This is a genomic window from Escherichia sp. MOD1-EC7003 (assembly GCF_002965065.1).
GTDB lineage: Bacteria > Pseudomonadota > Gammaproteobacteria > Enterobacterales > Enterobacteriaceae > Escherichia.
The window spans coordinates 1-19,446 of the sequence record NZ_PTRE01000110.1 but is presented as its reverse complement, the minus strand read 5'-3'; the positions used below and the strand labels follow the sequence as shown (position 1 = coordinate 19,446).

Annotated in this window: 17 protein-coding genes and 6 pseudogenes; 5 read left to right on the top strand and 18 right to left on the bottom strand. The window is 44.8% G+C overall.

Annotated elements, in window-relative coordinates; all coding sequences use genetic code 11:
* Window positions 1-144 precede the first annotated feature (144 nt).
* From A7090_RS18355 to A7090_RS18315, 9 genes and pseudogenes are all read right to left on the bottom strand, one after another.
* A pseudogene (locus A7090_RS18355) lies at window positions 145-585 on the bottom strand (tape measure protein); the annotation flags it as partial.
* 96 nt (window positions 586-681) lie between these two features.
* Entirely contained in the window at window positions 682-888 is a 207-nt protein-coding gene (locus tag A7090_RS18350) for a hypothetical protein (protein ID WP_105275096.1), read from the bottom strand.
* A 23-nt stretch (window positions 889-911) separates the two neighbouring features.
* Window positions 912-1,328, bottom strand: a complete 417-nt coding sequence (locus A7090_RS18345) for a hypothetical protein (protein ID WP_105275095.1) — start codon at window positions 1,326-1,328, stop codon at window positions 912-914.
* Window positions 1,329-1,336: 8 nt separating this feature from the next.
* Window positions 1,337-2,047: a transposase gene (locus tag A7090_RS18340; protein ID WP_105275094.1), complete on the bottom strand. Its 711-nt coding sequence runs from the start codon at window positions 2,045-2,047 to the stop codon at window positions 1,337-1,339.
* A 583-nt stretch (window positions 2,048-2,630) separates the two neighbouring features.
* A complete protein-coding gene (locus A7090_RS18335; protein WP_105275093.1) occupies window positions 2,631-2,954 on the bottom strand; it encodes a hypothetical protein in 324 nt (107 codons plus the stop codon).
* A gap of 138 nt (window positions 2,955-3,092) precedes the next feature.
* Complete coding sequence (locus A7090_RS18330) at window positions 3,093-3,479, bottom strand: hypothetical protein (protein WP_000272011.1); 387 nt, start codon at window positions 3,477-3,479, stop codon at window positions 3,093-3,095.
* Complete coding sequence (locus A7090_RS18325) at window positions 3,479-3,769, bottom strand: hypothetical protein (protein WP_105275092.1); 291 nt, start codon at window positions 3,767-3,769, stop codon at window positions 3,479-3,481. Before A7090_RS18325 ends, A7090_RS18330 begins: the two co-directional genes overlap by 1 nt.
* A 323-nt stretch (window positions 3,770-4,092) precedes the next feature.
* Window positions 4,093-4,389, bottom strand: a complete 297-nt coding sequence (locus A7090_RS18320; protein ID WP_105275098.1) for a hypothetical protein — start codon at window positions 4,387-4,389, stop codon at window positions 4,093-4,095.
* A gap of 5 nt (window positions 4,390-4,394) precedes the next feature.
* Window positions 4,395-5,340: pseudogene (locus tag A7090_RS18315) on the bottom strand (helix-turn-helix domain-containing protein).
* A gap of 605 nt (window positions 5,341-5,945) precedes the next feature.
* Here A7090_RS18315 and A7090_RS18310 point away from each other — a divergent pair.
* The 3 genes and pseudogenes from A7090_RS18310 to A7090_RS18300 form a co-directional block, all read left to right on the top strand.
* Window positions 5,946-6,362: pseudogene (locus A7090_RS18310) on the top strand (recombinase family protein); the annotation flags it as partial.
* A gap of 383 nt (window positions 6,363-6,745) precedes the next feature.
* Window positions 6,746-7,804, top strand: a pseudogene (gene mdtG, locus A7090_RS18305) (multidrug efflux MFS transporter MdtG); the annotation flags it as partial.
* 82 nt (window positions 7,805-7,886) lie between these two features.
* The gene (locus A7090_RS18300; RefSeq protein WP_105275089.1) at window positions 7,887-8,261 is read left to right on the top strand and encodes a MysB family protein; all 375 of its coding nucleotides are present in this window, start codon (window positions 7,887-7,889) and stop codon (window positions 8,259-8,261) included.
* On the opposite strand, the gene A7090_RS18295 is transcribed toward A7090_RS18300, so the two are convergent.
* From A7090_RS18295 to mdoG, 3 genes are all read right to left on the bottom strand, one after another.
* Window positions 8,262-8,489 carry a YceK/YidQ family lipoprotein gene (locus A7090_RS18295; protein ID WP_105275088.1) on the bottom strand — a complete coding sequence of 76 codons (228 nt, stop codon included), beginning with the start codon at window positions 8,487-8,489 and terminating at the stop codon, window positions 8,262-8,264.
* Between the two features lie 172 nt (window positions 8,490-8,661).
* Window positions 8,662-11,205 carry a glucans biosynthesis glucosyltransferase MdoH gene (gene mdoH, locus A7090_RS18290; protein WP_105275087.1) on the bottom strand — a complete coding sequence of 848 codons (2,544 nt, stop codon included), beginning with the start codon at window positions 11,203-11,205 and terminating at the stop codon, window positions 8,662-8,664.
* Window positions 11,198-12,733: a glucans biosynthesis protein MdoG gene (mdoG, locus tag A7090_RS18285; RefSeq protein WP_105275097.1), complete on the bottom strand. Its 1,536-nt coding sequence runs from the start codon at window positions 12,731-12,733 to the stop codon at window positions 11,198-11,200. The genes mdoH and mdoG overlap by 8 nt, the downstream gene beginning before the upstream one ends.
* A gap of 393 nt (window positions 12,734-13,126) precedes the next feature.
* On the opposite strand from mdoG, the gene mdoC reads away from it, so the two are divergent.
* Window positions 13,127-14,284 carry a glucans biosynthesis protein MdoC gene (gene mdoC, locus A7090_RS18270; protein ID WP_105275085.1) on the top strand — a complete coding sequence of 386 codons (1,158 nt, stop codon included), beginning with the start codon at window positions 13,127-13,129 and terminating at the stop codon, window positions 14,282-14,284.
* A gap of 7 nt (window positions 14,285-14,291) precedes the next feature.
* Here the strand turns inward: mdoC and clsC are convergent.
* The 6 genes and pseudogenes from clsC to csgB all read right to left on the bottom strand — a co-directional run bounded on the left by clsC (window position 14,292) and on the right by csgB (window position 18,115).
* A pseudogene (gene clsC, locus A7090_RS18265) lies at window positions 14,292-15,771 on the bottom strand (cardiolipin synthase ClsC).
* Window positions 15,713-16,246 (bottom strand): O-acetyl-ADP-ribose deacetylase, encoded by a 534-nt coding sequence (gene ymdB / locus A7090_RS18260; protein WP_105275084.1) that lies wholly within the window; start codon window positions 16,244-16,246, stop codon window positions 15,713-15,715. The pseudogene clsC and the gene ymdB overlap by 59 nt, the downstream one beginning before the upstream one ends.
* 94 nt (window positions 16,247-16,340) lie before the next feature.
* Window positions 16,341-16,652 carry a hypothetical protein gene (locus tag A7090_RS18255; protein WP_105275083.1) on the bottom strand — a complete coding sequence of 104 codons (312 nt, stop codon included), beginning with the start codon at window positions 16,650-16,652 and terminating at the stop codon, window positions 16,341-16,343.
* Between the two features lie 120 nt (window positions 16,653-16,772).
* A complete protein-coding gene (gene csgC, locus A7090_RS18250) occupies window positions 16,773-17,105 on the bottom strand; it encodes a curli assembly chaperone CsgC (RefSeq protein ID WP_105275082.1) in 333 nt (110 codons plus the stop codon).
* A 58-nt stretch (window positions 17,106-17,163) separates the two neighbouring features.
* Window positions 17,164-17,619, bottom strand: coding sequence for a curli major subunit CsgA (gene csgA / locus A7090_RS18245; protein ID WP_105275081.1), 456 nt, complete (start codon window positions 17,617-17,619; stop codon window positions 17,164-17,166).
* A 40-nt stretch (window positions 17,620-17,659) separates the two neighbouring features.
* Window positions 17,660-18,115 carry a curli minor subunit CsgB gene (csgB, locus tag A7090_RS18240; protein WP_001360656.1) on the bottom strand — a complete coding sequence of 152 codons (456 nt, stop codon included), beginning with the start codon at window positions 18,113-18,115 and terminating at the stop codon, window positions 17,660-17,662.
* 733 nt (window positions 18,116-18,848) lie between these two features.
* Here csgB and csgD point away from each other — a divergent pair.
* Window positions 18,849-19,385, top strand: a pseudogene (gene csgD, locus A7090_RS18225) (biofilm master transcriptional regulator CsgD); the annotation flags it as partial.
* Window positions 19,386-19,446 lie beyond the last annotated feature (61 nt).

Below are 19,446 nucleotides of genomic sequence, written 5' to 3'. Positions count from 1 at the left end.
ACATGTGTCATTCCTTTTTGATTGTATATTACTGGAATGACACAGAATTTCTAACACTCCCGCGTATTATGCTTCCATCGGAAATGATGAGCTGGCAGCCTGAGTTCACAGGTAAAATACTCTCCAGGAAAACCGGGGCGGTTCAGATAGCCCGTAAAACTGAGATTTGATGTATTTCTGCAAAATAGGGTCAAAGCCTTTTAGCTTGCTCATATTCGCTGAATAAGCCGCTGTGATTGCTCTGTTGCCGCTAATTCGTGGCTGTCTTGGATGTCTTGGCTGTCTTGGCTGTTTTGGAGGATTAATAGTGTCATTAACCTGACTTGTGAAACGGAAAGCTTTAGTATTTTTTGCTCTAGCTTCCAGACGGTCAAAGGTCTTATTAATTTTTCCTTCCATTGACTTTAAAGAAGCCGTTAAATTGCTGTCAAGTTGCTTGGTATCGACCTTAAACGCTCTATTCAAATTACGTTCAATTCTTTGTGCTGACTGCAAAGCTGCCTTTTCAACTCTTTGCAAGCCTTTAAGAACGTTTTCATTGAAGCTTAACTCAACAATAAAACTATCAACTGTGAATTTGCTCATTCATATTTTTCACCTCTTAAGTGTTCATATACGAAAAAGGGGAGGACCAACCAATTAAGGTTAATCTCTCCCCGTATTTACCCAACCAATTCTTTTTTAATGTCTGACAAGATAATAATTACCATCTTCACCAACAATCTGACAATCACTTGGTAATTTATCAAGACACCACTTAGCGATTCTTCTGATTCTGTTATTTCCCTTAGAGGTGGATGATTTGATTCGCTTTGGTTTGTTGGGTTGTTCTTTCAATCGTTCAGTAATTGCTTTAATAAGCTCATAGCGTTCTGTTAAATCAATCATTCACCACCTCACATTAGTTTCAATTAGAAGTCCAGCAATTCCTCTATTAAGTAGCCTTTTCCAGCTAAATCCCGATACCGCTTATCTAATTCTGCCTGATAAGAATCGAGATTTTTTAGATAGTCATCTTTAAATTCAGCAAGTAACTCTTCATTAGTTTTACTGGTAAAGTCCCTGATGTAACTCCCACCAATCGCTACGCTAATAGTTCTTGTTCCATCATCAAAGTCTATCATTTCAGTAATTTCTGGTGGATTATAACCATCTCTTAATCGCTCAATATCCCGATTAACATCCCTAATCAGGAAAGTTAAGTCATCTCTACCATCAAATTTTAAATCTTCCAGAGACTCACCTTCGTAAATACATTCACGAAGATATCCGGTAATCTCATCGATAGCATCAAACTTCTTTCTAAGAATATAAAAAATAGGACTCATTCATCACCTCAAATAGCCTTTGCATATTTCTGAGAAATCTTAGTAAGCTGCTCAATATCAGCCTGCATAGCAATCTTCTTCTGTGATTCATATTCACTAACAAGCTCTTTCATAGCCTGAAGCTCTCTTGAGAGATACAACTTAACATTATCAAGTTGCTTGTTACGTGATGCCAAGATGTTCTGTCTGGCAAGTTCACAGAGTTCTTCATCGCTCTTATTAGTCATGTAAATAAACTGACCAGCACCTCTTGAAGCTTTAACCATCTTCACAATTCGATATCCGTCAGGAAGATTATTAATCACGTCTGGGATATTCTCAGGAAAAGTACCAAAACCATCATTGTCTTCGTATGTGAAGTAAACATACGGCTTCTGTGACAATTCATCCTGAATCTCAAATTCTGACGGCTCAATAGCTGATTGCATCAGGGTAACTTTGCTGTAAGCGTCATCAAGTCGAATACGCTGTGCTTTCAGCAGTGGGTAATATTCACGCTCAAGCTCAAGTAATGCTTCAGTTTTGCAGATATCTGGCATTTCTTGAGGCTCAGGAGACACAAAGGTAATTTCCTTTGGTGACATCTTTAGCTCTTGCTCAAGCTTAATTCTTTCATCGTGTTCTTTACGCTGAATAGTGATAGCTGGATGTTCAGTCTGTGGCGACCAGTCACCGAAGCTATCAATCACTTTGCCATTAATGTAAATATCGTTTGTCATTATTTTTTTCCTCTAAGTGTGGTTATTTCTTAATAGAGCACCTTCAACGCCAATACACTTAGAAGATGACTTAACGATTTATTAAAGATGCTCTATTAAGAAAAGCCCTAAACATAGGTGATTCGGATATTCATGGAATCATCCTTATCTGTGAAGGGCTTTGAAGGTTTGCTTTATAACGTTAACGAAGTTTCAGGAAAAACTTTCTTTAAAAGCTCTGCTTAAAACTCTTAAAGAAACGCCCTAATCATGATTAGGGCAAAGCTGTAAAGGATTCAATGAATGAAGACTTTTCGAGATGACCTCTCAGACCAACCTGAAAGGCCATGTAGCGAAAAGCATTGCACCTTTCAGAATGTTCGGTATAGAACATACCTCACCAATTCAGAATATCCATCCATCCATCGGATTATTGAAAGAAAATAAGAGAGAATTGCTCTCCCTATATATACAATTATGTCATGCTCAAGGTTATTTGTCAACAGCTTTTTAACAGATTGGTAACATCAATTCTTATTTACCGTATTACCTACCCAGCAACCACATAATAACCCTAGCAGCGTCCATAATACAATTAACGTCATTAGTGAACCCTCACAGAATCCGTAACCAAAATATTGTCGCTGTACAGGATTGTCACAGCACCTTTCAAAAATTGCTCTGGGGAAATACTGTATTTGTTCGTTTGCTCGATAACCAATCTTTTCATGTTGCTGTCTGTAATTGGTAGCATCATTCGAGGCTCGTTAAACTCCACCGACTGAATAAAGTCTTCAATTACTTCTGAGTTTTCAGTCATTAGCTTTAACAGCCTGTCAAAGTCAATGCTAATACCTGCATCAGTGAAGCTTTGCACCATCATAGCAGTGTCGCTATCAACCATAATTTGCATTGGGAAATTATTCATTTTTAAAATCCTCTAAAAACACATCTTAAATCTGCCAAAATAGCCATTCTGAGGCCAGTAACCATGCGGGTTACAGAGGGAGTGAGACACCTTAGTAATAGGGTAGCTCATCTTTGAGTCTCACTCATTCTCACAGACTTACACAGACGCTTTAATCTTGTAGTATTGACTGCGTGATAAACCGTATTTCTCAGAAATATAACTTTGTGATTGTCCTTTGGTGATTGCATCAATGATTAAATCTTTATCGTATCTGTTACCGTTGGCTTTGTGCTTGTCACCATTTTTAATAGAGTTGAAGTTCTCAATTAATTTAATGGCGTCTTTAAGGTCGTCTTCGTAAGCATAATCAAAACCCCTGATAAACTCGAAATCACCATTATCTTTTTGTGCTTCAGTCCAGATATCAAATCTTGAGGCTAATTGCTGGTGGGTAAACTTGGGTTTATTGGTTTGTGTTACGTCTTTCCAGACTTTACCGTCAAATCTTACCAAATGGTCACGATGTTTATAAAAGTCATACATTAAACCCCCAATTTATCCGCCAGTTGATGGACCTTAGCGCTTAACACCTGAATCATTGAGCAACCTGCTACTGCGGACTGTGCTTTGAGTAGTTCCAGTTGGCCTGTTGTGATTCTGATGGCCTTAGAACCCTCTGCAACGCCCTTAACGTTATCGAAAGGGGTCAGGCCTACCGACTCTTTCAGAAGCTCTCCAACAAGCGCTGTGTGCTTCATATCGGGATATTTGGCTTTGATTGCTGCCAGTCGTTCAAATGCCTCTGGCAAAAGGCGCGTAACTGTGTGAGTCATTGTAAAAATCTCCTCAAATCTTTTACTTATACTACAATCTTAACATTTATTTAACATATTGTCAACATCTCATTTACATGTTAATATGGTTATAGGGGCTGATACAGGTGCTGTTTCCTTTCACAAAAGGAAAATTAATGCATGATTTTTTCACAGCAATTATTGAATCTCATCGTTTTAGCTCGTTGGGCTTTGCGGTATTTATTGTGCTATTGGTGTTTTGCGTTATGAATCGAGTCATTACAAAAAAGACAAAGCTTACAATTCGACTTAAACTTCTTCGTGTTGAGATAGAGATTTCAATAAATAAATAGCTGGTGGACTTACCGGCACTTTCCCTTGATAATATTGGTGGCCCTCAGATTACCGGGGTCACCGTCTTTTAATCGTAGCTGGTGGATTGAGTCCCAGATATCATAATGATACATCACTGCAAACCTCAAAGCGTCAATCTTTAAATCTGTCACACCATCGTAAAAGAAATAATCCCTCCCTTCTTTCTTCGGTCTAATCCGGTAAACTTCCCCGTGAGTATCCTTCATTAAGTGGCCTTCACGAGAAATGCTGTAACGCTTTAACAGGTAATCTTTGTATCTCTTTTCACCGTGATATTCTTTCATTATCATTAGCGCATACCTCCAACAGCAAAATACATCTTCGGTTTAATTTTTTGCTTCTTGTCATCCTGAGTTTGTTTCTTTCTTGGTGTGAAAGAAAAGTCATCATCGTCACTGTCATCGAATGGGTCTAAACCCGATACTTTGTTCTTTTGTCTTGCAAGCTCGAATCTCTTTTTCTTCTCTACCCTCTTAATGGCTTTTTCACGCTCTGACTCTTCATCAAGGTAATCATCGAAGGGGTCCATCTCATCATCAGTGGCGGGGCACTGTGTGTTTTTATGGTCACTATCGATATTCACATCAGAGATTTCTTTGTCTTGTTTAGGAGTCTTTTTAGGGCTTACTTCAAGGTCATCTAAGTCAGATGTTTTAGAAGCCTCTTTAGTAACTTCACTATCAAGGTCAGATTCATTCATAGAGAGAAAATCATTTAATTCATCCAAAGAAAGAAAATCATCTTCATTAATGCCATCATTAAGTCCAGTCTCTTTACTCTTATCTATAATATTATTATCTAATGTTTTATCTAATAACTTATCTAACACGGGTGACATTTTGTCACTACCCCTATGACATTTTGTCACTGGTAGTGGTGTCATTTTGTCTTACTGAGGCTGCAACTTCCTGTGATGTAGGTCTTACAAGTAATTCCGGCTTATCATCCAGTGTGAATACACGATAAGTGCTTTGACGACCCTGATTCTTTTGCACCTGAATTAAACCGTGTTTCTCAAGTGTCTCAATGGCTCTTATTGCTGTTCTCTTTGATACGCCAGCCATATAAGCGAGATGGTCAATACTTGGTGAATATGATTTGTATTTCTCTTCATAGAAGTCACAGCTATGGACCATGACCATATAAATCAATCTTGCTGCTGCGTTAATTTCTTCTGAAAGTTGAGAGATTCGCACATCAAATTTATAAAACTGATTTGGGTTATATTTAGACATTCATAAAATACCTCATATGTGAAAAGGCCAACCGGATAAAACCGATTAGCCTGTGTGATTAAAATATCTGGGGGATTGATGGACTGATAAAGAAGTCCATGCCTGAAACAGTACGATGATTAAAACGCTGAGGTATTACCATGAATGAGAGGTTAATATACGCCAACCATCTGACACCTCCCCAAGTGTTACCACTTCAAGACATGAACTTTTTTATCAGCCCATATAGAAACTATAACAGATGTGATTATAAATTGCAACAATTATTTCACAGAATAATTACTGTTTGATTATAAATTAATCAATCAAACTAAAGGGTATTGACAAAGGGCTTGACAAGATTTTACCCTTTTAAAAGGTACTTAAAAGATTCCGTTAAACAGGGTTTTCTTTCTGGTTTCTTCTCTCTCTTAAAAGCCTTTTAAGAATCTCTGTATAGAGGTAGTAAGTCTCAAAAACTCTATGAGATAATTTCTAAAACATATCTATCAGACTTCACTAGACGCATTCTAAGCCCCTAAATCGGGTAATTCTGGCAATCACCTTAAGCACTCTGAAAATAGCTTTAAAACTCGCTACAGAGCTTCCTGTGAACTGGTCTATGATTTGTAAAGCTGGTGGATAAGCTGGAAGAAGGTGATTGTCTTGTAGTGACCAAGATTGACCGCTTAGGAAGGGATAACATTGATGTACAGAAGACCGTCACAATGTTACTTGGTATGGGTGTTAAGCTAATTTGCTTAGATTTGCCTGTCAAAGACCTTTCAAGTGCTGAAGGTAAACTTATCCTTCAACTATTCAGCACCTTTGCAGAGTTTGAACTTAACCGCATCAGAGAGCGAACCAGAGAGGGCTTAGAACGAGCTAAAGCACAAGGTAAGGTGTTAGGTCGTCCTGTAGCTGTGAACACTACAGAAGCCGTTTTAGAGCATAAGGCAAAGGGATTATCACAAAGTCAGGTTGCAAAGCTTCTGAATCTCTCTGTGAGAACGGTTAGCCGTCACTGGACAAAGACACTGTAAGAAACTTAGTAGCATCTTCATAGCCTCCTTCATGGGGGCTTTTTTGTGTCTGTAACATATGGTGACCAAACATCATGAGGATGACTCTATCCGAATCATCTATATATCGTTATATAGCCCTGTATATAGCACTTTTCTAGGAGTCGAGAGAGGGACGACTAACACCCTGCATAGCTCCCTGAAAAGAGACTTCACAGATTCTTTTTATATTTCAATAAGTTAGGGTAAAAAGGGGCTATACCGATACTGCATAGAATCTGTGTAAAACTGCTTAGATACTTGGAAATCTATTATTAGATTGCATAGTCATAGGGGTTGGAACAAGCCCAACTACACCTGATATTGTCCTGTAATTAACAGGTATGTTCTCATAGTGTATTTAGGGAACAAATATCAGTATTACATTTTTATTTTCGGCCATCGCCTCACCATTTTGGGGTGGGCTTGCCGACCGTAAAGGACGAAAAATCATGCTATTACGCTCTGCCCTCGGCATGGGCATCGTGATGGTATTGATGGGGCTGGCACAAAATATCTGGCAGTTTTTGATCCTGCGGGCGCTTCTTGGTTTGCTTGGTGGATTTGTCCCCAACGCTAATGCTCTTATCGCCACACAAGTACCGCGTAATAAAAGCGGCTGGGCGTTGGGTACGCTCTCCACAGGTGGCGTTAGCGGCGCGTTGCTCGGACCAATGGCTGGCGGCCTGCTCGCCGATAACTACGGCTTACGTCCGGTATTTTTTATCACCGCCAGTGTGCTCATACTCTGTTTCTTCGTCCCCCTGTTTTGCATCAGAGAAAAATTCCAGCCAGTCAGCAAAAAAGAGATGCTGCATATGCGGGAAGTGGTGACATCACTTAAAAACCCGAAACTGGTACTCAGCCTGTTTGTCACCACATTAATCATCCAGGTGGCGACAGGGTCAATTGCCCCCATTCTGACGCTGTATGTCCGCGAACTGGCGGGTAATGTCAGTAACGTCGCCTTTATCAGTGGCATGATCGCTTCTGTTCCTGGCGTGGCGGCTCTGTTAAGTGCACCACGACTCGGCAAACTTGGCGATCGTATCGGACCCGAAAAAATCCTGATTACGGCGCTGATCTTTTCTGTACTGCTGTTGATCCCAATGTCTTACGTTCAAACGCCATTACAACTTGGGATTTTACGCTTTTTGCTCGGTGCCGCCGATGGTGCACTGCTCCCCGCCGTACAGACACTATTGGTTTACAACGCGAGCAACCAGATCGCCGGGCGTATTTTCAGCTATAACCAATCGTTTCGTGATATTGGCAACGTTACCGGGCCATTGATGGGAGCTGCGATTTCGGCGAACTACGGTTTCAGAGCGGTATTCCTCGTCACTGCTGGCGTTGTGTTATTCAACGCAGTCTATTCATGGAACAGTCTGCGTCGTCGTCGGATACCCCGGGTATCGAACTGATTTTTCGCCTTTCATACTTGCAAAAGCAGAGAATCAGCTATCCTTTTCCCTGAAACCTCATCAACTCAAAGGGAGAATCGTGATGACCATGTACGCAACGCTTGAAGAAGCCATTGACGCTGCACGCGAAGAATTTCTTGCTGACCCCCCCGGCATCGACGCCGAAGACGCGAATGTGCAACAGTTCAATGCCCAAAAATACGTTTTGCAGGACGGCGACATCATGTGGCAGGTTGAGTTTTTTGCCGACGAAGGGGAAGAAGGTGAATGTTTACCCATGCTTAGCGGTGAAGCCGCGCAAAGTGTCTTTGACGGCGACTATGATGAGATAGAGATCCGCCAGGAGTGGCAGGAAGAGAATACATTACATGAATGGGATGAGGGGGAATTTCAGCTTGAGCCACCGCTGGATACCGAGGAAGGACGGGCAGCCGCTGATGAGTGGGATGAACGCTAATCACTCATACGGGCCATGATGAATATCGATCGGCAGCAGTAAAGTATCAAAAACCAGGGAGAATGGCAGATCAAGGATTGTGACATAACGCCAGGCAGAGTCACGCATATCCCATTGCACACCAGGATAATATTGGTTGCCATGCCCCTGCCCCGGTATAGTTCGGCTAATGATGCTGCCACAGCCACTCAGCAAGGCCAGCATGATGCTCACGACAATTAAACGCATTTGATCCCTCTTCCATAAAAAAATACCGGCATAACGCCGGTATTTTTATTGGCTCGTTGTTTTTGCCGGATGCGGCGTGAACGCCTTACCCGACCTGCAAAATCTCGCAAAATCAATAAATTGCAGGAGCAATGCAGGCCTGATAAGCGTAGCGCATCAGGCAACTACGTTTTTATTGCGAAGCCGCATCCGGTTTACGCAATGCCAGTGGATTGAGTTTTATCCCTTCGTAATAACTCACCCATGAAGAATATCTCTCCGGGGAATTCCAGACGCGGAAATGCAGACGGGTCATCGTCACCGGATCGCTTAGCAGCACCAGGCGACGATCGCGATTCAGCTTCTCTGGCGTCTCGTTCAGCGCTTGCTCAACGTGGCGGTCACGGGCGATTTCCAGCACCTTACTGGCGCGGTGACGCGCGGTCGCCATTGCGGTTGCCAGAGCGTTAAATGACGGGTTAAACACCGCGTGCATAAAACCATCATCAAGGGAGCGTTGACGATTCATCTCAAGGAAACGATCGGTATCAACCAGCACCTGCGGCGGTGAATACTCTTCCGGGATCAGGAACAGTTTCCAGCGTTTGGTGCGCAGACCAACGGTGGCACGACTGGAAATCACCGAAACAAATGGTGACAGGATCAACGAGAAGACAATCGGCGCCAGCCAGAACAGGAAACGCAGATCCAGCCACGCCATACCAACTGCCCACACTAACCCCAGCAGCAGCTGTGAGCCGTGGCGTTTGAACGCTTCGCCCCAGGAAGTGGAGTCATCATCACGCTGCGGTGAATTCCACACCACTTCCCAGCCAAGGAACGCGCTGACGACGAAAACCGTATGGAACAGCATGCGTACCGGAGCGAGCAGCACGGAAAATAGCACTTCCAGCAGCAACGATAATGTAACGCGCCAGAAACCGCCGTATTCTTTCGTTCCTTTGCACCAGATAAGCAAAATGCTCAATAACTTCGGCAGGAACAATAGCACCATGGTCGAAGCAAAAAGTGCAATCGCCAGCTCAGGACGCCACTGCGGCCACACCGGGAACAGCTGCCGTGGTTGCAGAAAGTATTGCGGTTCGGTCAACGCATGTACTACCTGCAATGCAGTAGAGAGCGCGAGGAACATAAACCACAGCGGCGCGGAGAGATAAGACATCACGCCCGTCAGGAACACCGCACGGTGAACAGGGTGCATACCCTTGACCAGGAACAGACGGAAGTTCATCAGGTTACCGTGGCACCAGCGGCGATCACGTTTTAGCTCATCGAGCAGGTTAGGCGGCAGTTCTTCATAAGAGCCTGGGAGATCGTAAGCAATCCATACTCCCCAACCTGCGCGGCGCATCAATGCCGCTTCCACGAAGTCATGTGACAGGATTGAACCGGCAAAGGAACCTTCGCCCGGCAGCGGAGCCAGTGCGCAGTGCTCGATAAAGGGTTTCACGCGGATAATCGCGTTATGCCCCCAGTAGTGCGACTCACCGAGTTGCCAGAAGTGCAAACCGGCAGTAAACAGAGGCCCATACACGCGGGTCGCGAACTGCTGACAGCGCGCATACAGCGTATCCATACCGGACGCTTTCGGCGACGACTGAATGATCCCGGCGTTAGGGTTGGCTTCCATCAGGCGCACCAGGCCGCACAAACAATCACCGGTCATTACCGAGTCAGCATCCAGCACCACCATGTAGCTGTACTGGCTGCCCCAGCGACGGCAGAAGTCATCGATATTACCGCTTTTACGCTTCACGCGACGACGGCGGCGGCGATAGAAAATCTGACCTTCGCCACCGACTTCAGCAATAAGCTCCATCCAGGCTTTTTGCTCTGCAACGCAAATATCCGGATTGTAACTGTCACTCAGAATGTAAACATCAAAGTGCCTGGCATTCCCGGTGGCTTTTACTGACTCCCACGTTGCACGCAGGCCAGCAAAAACACGGTTCACGTCTTCATTACAAATAGGCATGATCAACGCTGTGCGATGCTCCGGGTTCAACGGTTCATCGCCAACTGTCGACGCAGATATACTGTATTTATCGCGACCAATAAGCAGTTGCAGGAAGCCCATCAACGCGGTCCAGAACCCGGCAGACACCCAACAGAACAGTACCGCGAAAAGGATCAGGATGCCGGTTTGCAGCATATAAGGCAGAAGCTGCATAAAGGAAACCCACAGATCCTGCCCCACCATATCCATAGGATTAATCAGCGCCCACCCCTGATAAGGAAGAATAGTTTTCATATACCAGGTCGCGACAACAGTTTGCGCAAGCGTCAGGATTAACAGAATGTAACGGCGGATGGTGCCGACGGTACGCCACTTTTGCTCGCTCTCCTGCTCTTCTTTGGTCAAACGAGCCAGATAGCGCGGCGTCACATCGCGTCCACGCAGGCGATCCCAGAAACGGCCTACCGGGTTGGTACGCCACGGATCGGGAAACATCGAGGAGCGTTTTGCTTCTGGCATCGCCTTAAGCTGATCGCGCCCTTCATCGTCTTTAATTAACTGTCCATCTGCAAGTGAATCTGGCCAGGCTTGTTCCAGACGCGCCTTTACCGAGCCTTGCGGGGAGTCATCCTCCCGCGCCCAGGTGCGGTGTTCAGCATCCAGCGCCTGATGAACGGCGCGGATATCAGTCTTCGGCAATGCGGCTTTCTCGCTTGCGGAGATGGGCATTGCGTCAATGTACTCAGTTGTCTTATTCATTGGCAGGTAACTGGTAGCTCCAGGTTTCACTCAACGTCTGATCGGCATTCACCAGCGCAGCGCGCATTTCAGTAGTTTTCTTGGCATCTTTCACTTTCACACGCATCACCAGACGCCAGCCTTTGGTAACCGGGTTATAGCGCACCGTGCTTTCAACTATCTCACCATTATCACCAATGCTGGTTTGCGCAGTGACCGGGGTATCCTCTGGCATTTTTTTCATCTCTGCGCCGGTAAAATCGACCACAAAGGCGATAGTACCGTCAGGCTGGCGAATCAGATTCGACTGCTTCACATCCCCCGTTGAACGACGCGTTTGTTGCACCCATGCGTTATCTGGCGCATGCAGTTTGTCTTCATCACGGCTGAAGGTGATGGTGTATTTAAAGTTCATCTCTTTACCCGGCTCCGGCAGCTGATCCGGCGTCCAGTAAGCAACGATGTTATCGTTGGTTTCATCGTTGGTTGGAATTTCCACCAGCTCAACGCTGCCTTTACCCCACTCCCCTTTCGGAGTCACCCATGCACTTGGGCGCAGATCGTAACGATCGTCGAGATCTTCGAAGCGGGAGAAATCACGCCCGCGCTGCAACAGCCCGAAGCCTTGCGGGTTTTCCATCGAGAAGCTGCTGACCGCCAGATGTTTCGGGTTATTCAACGGACGCCAGATCCACTCGCCATTACCGGCATGGATAGACAGACCGTTAGAGTCGTGCAACTCCGGACGATAGTTATTCGCAGGCGACGGCTGATTCGGCCCAAACAGGAACATACTGGTTAACGGTGCGACGCCCAGCTTGCCGACTTTATCGCGCAGGTAGATTTTCGACTGCACATCGACCAGCGTGTCACGACCAGGCATGACAACAAAACGGTAAGCGCCAGTTGCGCGCGGCGAATCCAGCAACGCATAAATTGTTAAACGTTTATCAGTCGGTTTTGGACGCTCAATCCAGAACTCTTTGAAGCGTGGAAATTCTTCTCCCGATGGCAACGCGGTATCAATTGCCAGGCCGCGGGCAGAAAGGCCATAAACCTGACCTGCGCCAATCACGCGGAAATAGCTGGCCCCGAGCATGCTGACGATTTCATCGTTTTTATCTTTGCTGTTGATCGGGTAAAGCACTTTAAAACCGGCAAAACCAAGGTCTTTCACCGTATCTTTGTCATGCTGAACATCGCCGAAAGTGAAATAATCCGGGCTGTATTTGATTCGTTTGACTGCGGTTGCAGTCACTTCATTTATTTTGACCGGGGTATCGAAGTACATACCCTGATGGTAGAACTCGAGTTTGAATGGGGTCTTCAGATTGTTCCAGTATGCTTTGTCATGATTAAACTGGATCTGCTGATAGTCCGCGTATTTCATATCGCGAAAAACGGAGGGCAAGTTACTTTTGGGCGCCTCATAGCCTTTGCCGGCTAAGGATTGAGCTTGCTTTGCGACATCATCAATACTGAAAGCCCAGCTTGAAGATGTATACAGGGTTAACATTACTGCAGCACTCAACCAACGCATTTTCATCATTTGTAGTTTATGTTTCATAATTAGTAAGCACTTCCCCCTTTGTGTGCTTATATCGATCCGATCTATTTTAATGGATAACCAGCCATTCCGACAACAGAATCCCGGTATCGTTCAGCACACTGGCTCATGGATTAAGCACCTGATTGCAACCGTTTTCACTTTCCGTGCTTCTCCTAAAGACAGAAGCATCGACTTCGTGTAGGGTTTGCCAGCAAATTTATTTATCAACCGTCTTACAGACGCTTCCATTCTGGTTAGTGGTAGCGATGATGCTATACATAAAAGCCTTGAAGCCTGCGTCTGGCGCGGTCAGGTTGGTGTCGCTATGGCAACAAGCCTAAAGGCATAACCCGACAGGGATAAGACGAAAAATCCGAGATTAGTTAACCATATATGAATCCAGTACCCGCGCAACGTGAATATTTCCTTGACTCCATCCGCGCCTGGCTGATGTTGTTAGGGATCCCTTTTCATATTTCTTTAATCTATTCGAGCCATACATGGCATGTGAATAGCGCCGAACCGTCATTGTGGCTGACCCTTTTTAATGACTTCATCCACTCGTTCCGCATGCAGGTATTTTTCGTTATATCCGGGTACTTTTCCTACATGCTTTTTTTACGCTATCCCTTGAAAAAATGGTGGAAAGTACGTGTCGAACGTGTAGGGATCCCAATGTTAACAGCCATTCCCCTACTGACATTGCCGCAATTTATTATGCTGCAATACGTCAAAGGGAAAGCGGAAAGTTGGCCAGGGCTGTCATTGTATGACAAATATAATACGTTGGCCTGGGAATTAATATCGCACCTGTGGTTTTTATTGGTGTTAGTGGTCATGACGACGCTGTGCGTATGGATATTTAAACGCATCAGAAATAATTTAGAAAATTCTGATAAAACGAATAAAAAATTCTCGATGGTAAAGCTATCGGTGATTTTTTTGTGCCTCGGCATCGGCTATGCGGTAATAAGAAGAAGCATTTTTATTGTGTATCCACCCATTCTGAGTAACGGCATGTTCAATTTTATTGTCATGCAAACACTATTTTATTTGCCGTTCTTTATCCTCGGTGCACTGGCTTTCATTTTCCCTCATCTTAAAGCCTTGTTTACCACGCCGTCTCGTGGCTGTACCCTTGCAGCAGCATTGGCGTTTGTCGCTTACTTACTCAATCAGCGCTATGGCAGTGGCGATGCATGGATGTACGAAACCGAGTCGGTGATCACCATGGTCCTCGGTCTGTGGATGGTGAATGTGGTCTTCTCGTTTGGCCACCGTTTGCTTAATTTCCAGTCGGCGCGGGTGACTTACTTTGTTAACGCATCGCTGTTTATCTATCTGGTTCATCACCCGTTAACGCTTTTTTTCGGCGCGTACATTACACCGCACATCACCTCCAACTGGCTTGGTTTTCTCTGTGGCCTGATATTCGTAGTAGGGATTGCGATAATTCTGTATGAAATTCATTTACGCATCCCGTTACTGAGGTTTTTGTTCTCTGGTAAACCGGTTGTTAAGCGTGAGAACGATAAAGCACCAGCCCGCTAAGCCGCGTTTACAATAACCATTCCACGGGCAATATTGACGCTAGTCTGACCATAACCCGCTTCCAGAAACTGGTGGCGGGTTCTTTTTTGAGAATAATTTCTTTCTTTGCATGACGATCAACCCAGTTGATTCGTCCCCACCTATCCAGACGGAGCTGCCAGGCCGCATCATACTGACTCTGAATAAAGCGTTTATCAATTAACTGTGCCAGCGTTTCGCTCTCTATCACGAAGCCCATTTCAGTATTGAGCAATGTTGAACGCGGATCGAAATTGAAAGAGCCGATAAACACCGTTTTACTATCGATGCTAAAGGTTTTTGCATGCAGGCTGGCGCCGGAATTACCGGTTATGCCGCGATCGTGTAACGTATTACTTTGTTCACGCGTCGGCTTGAGTTCATATAATTCCACGCCATAGCGGAGTAATTTTTTGCGCCAGCGCGCGTATCCTGCATGGACGACAGCAACATCGTTAGCGGCAAGAGAATTGGTTAGAATCGCAATCTTTACCCCTTTTCTCACCATCCGTAAGAGTTGCGCCACACCTGCGCGTGTCGGTACAAAATAGGAAGAGATAATATCGATGCGTTCACTGGGTGAGCCCATGATATCGAACAGGCGCTGCGGTAACAGTGAATGCCGTTTTGCCTTGCCCTCCCCTTTCGCTGGATCATCACTTAATAAACGTGTTTTCGCCCAGATAAGCGGCAACCTTCCATCAACCAGATGATTTATAAACGGGCAGGATTCCATTTTGCGTAAATAGCGATGCGTAATAGCATCGTTGTGCCAGGATGTGGGTAAATCGATACGATCTGCCATTTCACCTTCCGGGACATCCAGCACCTGCTGTAAGGGTGATACCGATTTGCAATACCAGTAGCGGGCGAAATCATCGGCAACGTCCTCCACCACCGGTCCTATTGCCATGACATCTAAATCCGAAAAAAGTGGCTCCTCCCCTGCGCCAAAATAGGCATCACCAATATTTCTCCCCCACCAGGGTCACCACGCCATCGACGGTGAAACTTTTATTGTGCATACGGCGATTGAGACGGGAAAAGTCGGTGATATAACCAAGCGGACGTAGCAAGCGAAACGAGAAAGGATTAAAAAGCCGGACTTCGATGCGTGGATGACTGTCAAGCAAGCGTAAAATGTCATCAAGTCCGGGCGTATTGTTGTCGTCCAGCAACAAACGGACGCGAACGCCACGCTTTGCTGCGGCTAACAGGGCAGAAAACAGTAACCGACCCGACATATCGTCCTGCCAGATGTAATATTGAACATCCAGCGTATGCTCTGCCATTTCGGCCAGACGATACCGGGCGGTAAACGCATCCAGACTTTTCTCCAGAGGAAAAAGGCCACACTGACCGGGATGTTGCGAACACAGTGGCAGCACCGCGCTCGCCAGCCGGGAAAGATCATTCATCTCCTTGTTGGGTAAGGAGTCTTTCGTAGAGGTGGGCGTTTTCTTCATCATAACAGACAAAGTATACCTGTTCGGGTAAAGCGTGACGGGCAATAAATTCTGAAACGGTTTTTGCTGCGATTTCAGCCGCTGCAGCACGCGGGTAACCATAAACCCCAGTACTGATTGCAGGAAAAGCCACCGACGTATAGCTGTTGGCCGCCACCAGTCGTAGACTATTGAGATAGGCATCCTGCAAAAGCTGGTCTTCGTTTTGTTCACCGCCACGCCAGACGGGCCCGACGGTATGCACCACGGCTTTAGCGGGAAGATCGCCTGCAAGTGTAATAACGGCATGTCCCGTAGGGCAATCGCCCTGCTGTTGCCTGACTTTTAAACAGGCATCCAGCAGCGCCGGCCCCGCTGCGCGATGAATAGCCCCATCGACGCCGCCGCCTCCCATTAATGACGGATTAGCCGCATTCACAATCACATCAACGGCCAGTTTGGTAATATCACCCTGCACAACATGAATACGCGTTTTCATAACGCCTCCTTACACCTTCTTGTTTCTTAAGTGTACAGCAGGCTTTTTGGTTAAATCGCATTTTTCTGCTCAGCAACGTGAGTTGTTCAGAATCTTAGTTATACTCGATGTTCATTACAGCCAACTTTTTCTGCTTATCAAGATACTGCACTTTTACTGAGGCTATTTGCGAATTTTTGACATTACCGCTCATTAACGCTTTGCTGGAATAGGTTTTGCCCGGAACAGAACTATTCTGGGTGCAGTTCATTTCTACGGGTGCTGGCTGGGGACTGACGTTACATATCGGTTCCACAATTTGGCCATAAAAATGGATCACGCCACCTTGCGCGGTGCTTTCTGCGATGGCAATAAAAGGAAAAAATAAACTGCCGAGCATAAGAGAGTTAAAAAAAGGTCTGAACATTTATTCTATTTCCTCAATGATTAGTCATCCTTGAGGGTTGTGTCATCCATACTTTCAGGTTGGCTGATTCGCAGCAGACCATTCTCTCCGGATTCGTCTTATGCTCGATATTTCAACGAATTAAGACTTTTCTGAAGAGGACGGCCATTGTTGTGATAAATGAAGTGACTGTCCATCAGAAACAGTAACAACTATTTTCACCCGATCGTCCGGGGAAATATTTAAACTCAACTTCGTCAAAGCAATGGGTTGATTAGCAGGCAATGAGAGGGTCTGTTCTTGCTTCGTCTGACTTTGCCCTGAACTGCCTTCGCGCAGGGACAATATTTGTACTCTGCACAGACAAGATTGAGTAAGAGTGACTTCAGGAATAATGGTGTACATATCCCCTTGCTGGGTCGTATTAAAGGTTATCTGACTGGAAAGTGCCGCAAGGAGTAATAACGCATTCATATTCTTCTCCCGAAAAAAAACAGGGCTTGCGCCCTGTTTCTTTAATACAGATGATGTATTAGTACTGATGAGCGGTCGCGTTGTTGCCAAAGCCAACCTGAGTGATGTTAACGCTGGAGTTAGATGCAGTCTGGTCAACAGCAGCACCGTTACCGCCACCGAACTGTTTAACAGTCATAGTAGAATCTTTACCATTCCACTGATCAAGAGTTGCGCTGTTACCGAAGCCACGTTGAGTCAGCTCGATTGAGCTATCATCAGAGCCCTGACCTACATCTGCACCGTTACCACCGCCATGCTGGGTAATAGTCAAGTCAGAGTTACGGGCATCTGTTTGCAGAGCAAGTGCAGAGTTACCGCCACCGTACTGGTAAATGTTCAGCTCTGAATTTGGGCCGCTATTATTACCGCCACCACCGTGATTACCGCCGCCGCCGTACTGAGGAATAGAACCTGCCAGAGCGCTACCGGAGAATACGATTGCTGCAATTGCTGCTACTTTTAAAAGTTTCATGTAAAACCCCCATCGGATTGATTTAAAAGTCGAATGGAAATTAACGTTGTGTCACGCGAATAGCCATTTGCGACTGTCTCTGCACTACAATTGCCGTTTTTTGAGTACCATACTGTGTAATATTTGCTTTATTACCAGAACCTTTCTGGATAATCATCGCAGTATTACCATAAGCACCTTGCGAAATACTGGCATCGTTGGCATTGCCCGCCTGATCAATATATGCAAGGTTATAATCTCCTGTCTGGTCAATCTTTGCCCGGTTGCTACTACCTTCTTGCGCAACAACCGCCAAAAGTTTTGAGCCTCCCTGCCGTAGCTGAGCACTATTATTAGTCCCAGCTTGACCAATTATGGCTGCCTGATTAAATGAAGATTTACTCAATTCATTTACCGCAAAGTTATATTCTGAATTAGCTAAATCATAACCTGCTGCGGCTGCAATCCCAGGCGCACCCAGTATTGTTAACATCATAAATAACAATTTGTTTTTCATGTTGTCACCCTGGACCTGGTCGTACATTTAAGAAATTAAATCATGTTAACTTGGTTGTTAACGCTGCGTTACGATGGAAAGTATGTCTGCGGAAATATTTTTAATAACTCACCCGCGCGTTGTATTTTTCTTTTTTTGTTCATACCAAAGTATTAAAACCCACGCAAATACGCTGTTATCTACGCAAAAAATATTTTGTTTTCTTTTAAATCTCCGTTTTCCGCTATCAAAAATCACCAGACAGTCATTCTTCTTGCCCGTCGCGGATTGCTGCGATATGTCTTGCACACAAGCCGTGACAAACCTCGTCTTTTTTGCAGCAAAAATTTGTCCACGGAAGTGTGGAGAAAAAACAAGAACGTTTTGCATGACGAAAGAACTGCACGGAAATATTATTTATATGCATTATTAGTAAGTTAGCATCATTTGTATGATTTTTTAAAATTGTGCAATAAAAACAACATGTACAACTTTTTTATCATTTCTAAACCCCACAAAGCCTTAGCGTTAATATTTTAACATGGTGAGTTACGTTTGGTTACATGTTTAACACTTGATTTAAGATTTGTAATGGCTAGATTGAAATCAATGTAATCCATTAGTTTTATATTTTCCCCATTTAGGGTTGATTTATTACTACACACAGCAGTGCAACATCTGTCAGTACTTCTGGTGCCTCTATTTTAGAGGCAGCTGCCAGGTGTGCGATCAATAAAAAAAGCGGGGTTTCATCATGTTTAATGAAGTCCATAGTATTCATGGTCATACATTATTGTTGATCACGAAACCGTCTTTGCAGGCGACAGCTCTCTTGCAGCACCTTAAACAATCGCTGGCAATTACAGGAAAATTACATAATATTCAACGTTCTCTGGACGATATATCTTCAAGCGCTATTATTCTTCTGGATATGATGGAAGCGGATAAAAAGCTTATCCATTATTGGCAAGATACTTTGAGCAGGAAAAACAACAATATCAAAATATTGTTGCTAAATACGCCTGAAGATTACCCGTACCGCGACATTGAAAACTGGCCTCATATCAACGGCGTTTTTTATGCCATGGAAGATCAAGAACGTGTTGTCAATGGGTTGCAAGGCGTCCTGCGCGGCGAATGCTACTTTACGCAAAAGCTTGCCAGTTACCTGATTACACATTCTGGTAACTATCGTTATAACAGCACGGAATCAGCCCTCCTTACTCATCGGGAAAAAGAGATCCTGAATAAGCTGCGTATCGGCGCGTCTAATAACGAGATCGCTCGTTCGTGTCAGCGCCAATGATATAAGACAGTAATTCACCATTTGGATTGTCCGCTCCACCCAACAT

Excerpts from the sequence above, each read along its gene's own strand:
- A7090_RS18350 (WP_105275096.1), bottom strand. The coding sequence starts at position 888 with ATGATTGATTTAACAGAACGCTATGAGCTTATTAAAGCAATTACTGAA.
- A7090_RS18345 (WP_105275095.1), bottom strand. The coding sequence starts at position 1,328 with ATGAGTCCTATTTTTTATATTCTTAGAAAGAAGTTTGATGCTATCGAT.
- A7090_RS18340 (WP_105275094.1), bottom strand. The coding sequence starts at position 2,047 with ATGACAAACGATATTTACATTAATGGCAAAGTGATTGATAGCTTCGGT.
- A7090_RS18335 (WP_105275093.1), bottom strand. The coding sequence starts at position 2,954 with ATGAATAATTTCCCAATGCAAATTATGGTTGATAGCGACACTGCTATG.
- A7090_RS18330 (WP_000272011.1), bottom strand. The coding sequence starts at position 3,479 with ATGTATGACTTTTATAAACATCGTGACCATTTGGTAAGATTTGACGGT.
- A7090_RS18325 (WP_105275092.1), bottom strand. The coding sequence starts at position 3,769 with ATGACTCACACAGTTACGCGCCTTTTGCCAGAGGCATTTGAACGACTG.
- A7090_RS18320 (WP_105275098.1), bottom strand. The coding sequence starts at position 4,389 with ATGAAAGAATATCACGGTGAAAAGAGATACAAAGATTACCTGTTAAAG.
- A7090_RS18300 (WP_105275089.1), top strand. The coding sequence starts at position 7,887 with ATGACCATGTACGCAACGCTTGAAGAAGCCATTGACGCTGCACGCGAA.
- A7090_RS18295 (WP_105275088.1), bottom strand. The coding sequence starts at position 8,489 with ATGCGTTTAATTGTCGTGAGCATCATGCTGGCCTTGCTGAGTGGCTGT.
- mdoH (WP_105275087.1), bottom strand. The coding sequence starts at position 11,205 with ATGAATAAGACAACTGAGTACATTGACGCAATGCCCATCTCCGCAAGC.
- mdoG (WP_105275097.1), bottom strand. The coding sequence starts at position 12,733 with ATGATGAAAATGCGTTGGTTGAGTGCTGCAGTAATGTTAACCCTGTAT.
- mdoC (WP_105275085.1), top strand. The coding sequence starts at position 13,127 with ATGAATCCAGTACCCGCGCAACGTGAATATTTCCTTGACTCCATCCGC.
- ymdB (WP_105275084.1), bottom strand. The coding sequence starts at position 16,246 with ATGAAAACGCGTATTCATGTTGTGCAGGGTGATATTACCAAACTGGCC.
- A7090_RS18255 (WP_105275083.1), bottom strand. The coding sequence starts at position 16,652 with ATGTTCAGACCTTTTTTTAACTCTCTTATGCTCGGCAGTTTATTTTTT.
- csgC (WP_105275082.1), bottom strand. The coding sequence starts at position 17,105 with ATGAATGCGTTATTACTCCTTGCGGCACTTTCCAGTCAGATAACCTTT.
- csgA (WP_105275081.1), bottom strand. The coding sequence starts at position 17,619 with ATGAAACTTTTAAAAGTAGCAGCAATTGCAGCAATCGTATTCTCCGGT.
- csgB (WP_001360656.1), bottom strand. The coding sequence starts at position 18,115 with ATGAAAAACAAATTGTTATTTATGATGTTAACAATACTGGGTGCGCCT.